This is a genomic window from Nostoc sp., from assembly GCF_035638895.1.
Taxonomy (GTDB): domain Bacteria; phylum Cyanobacteriota; class Cyanobacteriia; order Cyanobacteriales; family Nostocaceae; genus Nostoc.
This window is the reverse complement of record NZ_DASQZC010000035.1, coordinates 1-1822: the sequence shown is the minus strand read 5'-3', so window position 1 is coordinate 1822 and position 1822 is coordinate 1. Positions and strand designations below refer to the sequence as shown.

Annotated in this window: 2 protein-coding genes; both read left to right on the top strand. The window is 39.7% G+C overall.

Going from position 1 to position 1822, the window contains the following annotated elements; translation table 11 throughout:
* Window positions 1–823: YifB family Mg chelatase-like AAA ATPase (locus VE944_RS01385; RefSeq protein ID WP_324971183.1), on the top strand; the 823-nt coding region annotated here is incomplete at its 5' end.
* A 517-nt stretch (window positions 824–1340) separates the two neighbouring features.
* On the top strand, window positions 1341–1822 hold a 482-nt coding region (locus tag VE944_RS01380), incomplete at its 3' end, for a DUF4394 domain-containing protein (protein ID WP_324971181.1).

Sequence of the window (1822 nt, the reverse complement as noted above, 5' to 3'; positions counted from 1 at the left end):
AATTTTACCGCCCCTGAGTTTTGCCGAATCTTTAGAAGTGACTCGTATCCATTCGGTGGCTGGTTTATTGAAAAATCGCGGTTCTTTGGTACGCGATCGCCCTTTTCGCAGTCCCCACCACTCAGCATCCGGGCCTTCTCTAGTTGGTGGTGGTAGCTTCCCTCGTCCTGGAGAAATCTCATTATCTCATAGAGGTGTGTTATTTCTTGATGAACTCACGGAATTTAAACGTGATGTATTAGAATTCCTGCGTCAACCTTTAGAAGATGGCTATGTAACAATTTCCCGTACCAAACTATCAGTAATGTTTCCCGCACAGTTTACTTTGGTGGCGAGTACTAATCCCTGTCCTTGCGGTTACTATGGCGATACCATCCAACAATGTACTTGTTCTCCCCGCCAACGCGAGCAATATTGGGCAAAACTATCTGGGCCGTTGATGGATCGAATTGATTTACAAGTTGCGGTGAATAGGTTGAAACCAGAGGAGATTACCCAACAACCTACGGGAGAAGCATCAATAACAGTGCTACAACGAGTGCAACAGGCAAGCGATCGCGCAATTACCCGCTTTCAAGGAGAAGCAAATCTGCGTTGTAACGCCCACATGCAAAGTCGTCATCTTCAGAAATGGTGCAAGCTAGATGATGCTAGCCGCAATTTATTAGAAGTAGCAATTAGAAAATTAGGTTTATCGGCAAGAGCAAGCGATCGCATTCTTAAAGTAGGGCGGACTATTGCAGATTTGGCAGGAGAAGATGAGCTACAAACCAATCATGTAGCAGAAGCTATTCAGTATCGCACAATCGATAGAATGCAGTAATAATTTTCTGATAATGGCTTAAGTCTGTTAACGGGTTGAGGCAGATAGTTCGTGTTCCCAGCAGCTAGAACAGTAAGGCTAAAGCTGTAATTCTAATAAATGAGTCAGAGTCTAAAGTTTATCATAATCAATACTTTATGAGAATCACAGACCGCAAATTTAAAAATCAATATTTTGCTGAAAAATAGAGAAGATGTAGCGCGATAAGCCAAAAGCTTTAAGCTTTGCTTATCGCATCTATTTTATTTAGAACTTCCACAGTATGTGTTGAAGCCGACACTTAAAAGTAGGTTAAGCAGGAAAAGTAGGATGTTTTCTATAAAGCATTAAATAAACTTTTCTTTAAGTTCATTTTTGAAAGGTTCAGCGTACTTTTTTTAAATATTAATTTTTTCTTAACCCGTAAAAAATGATTTCAGTGTAATCTGTATTTATCAGTAAACTTTAACCATTAATCCTTTTAGAAAAGGATAACTCGTTGCTGAATAAAAATCAGAAAATATTATTTTGGGAGTGTATGATGAAAGGCTTTATCACACGTAAAATTGCCCTTGTAGTTACTCTAGCCACTGCAAGTCTTGGCTTGAGTGCTAACAAAATTTTAGCTGACGTTAATATCACCAAATCAGCTGATATCCTTCAAATCAATGTCACAGGCAAATGGTCTCCTTTAAGATTCATTGGCTTAACCTCAAAGAATACTCTTGTAAATATAGATCCAAGTGGATTTGCTTTCACAGTTAAAGTCAAAGGAATTGACGGCAACTTACAAGGTATTGACTTCCGTCCAGCAAACGGTCTGCTTTATGGTGTCACAGATACTGACAACATATACACGATCAATCCTAGAACTGGTCGGGCTACGTTTGTGAGCAAACTATCTAGCAGCTTTAATGGAGGATTTCAGTCAGGTTTTGACTTCAATCCCGTACCAGACCGCTTACGGACAGTAGGTAGCAATGACCAAAATTTTCGTACCAATGTAGATACTGGTGCAGT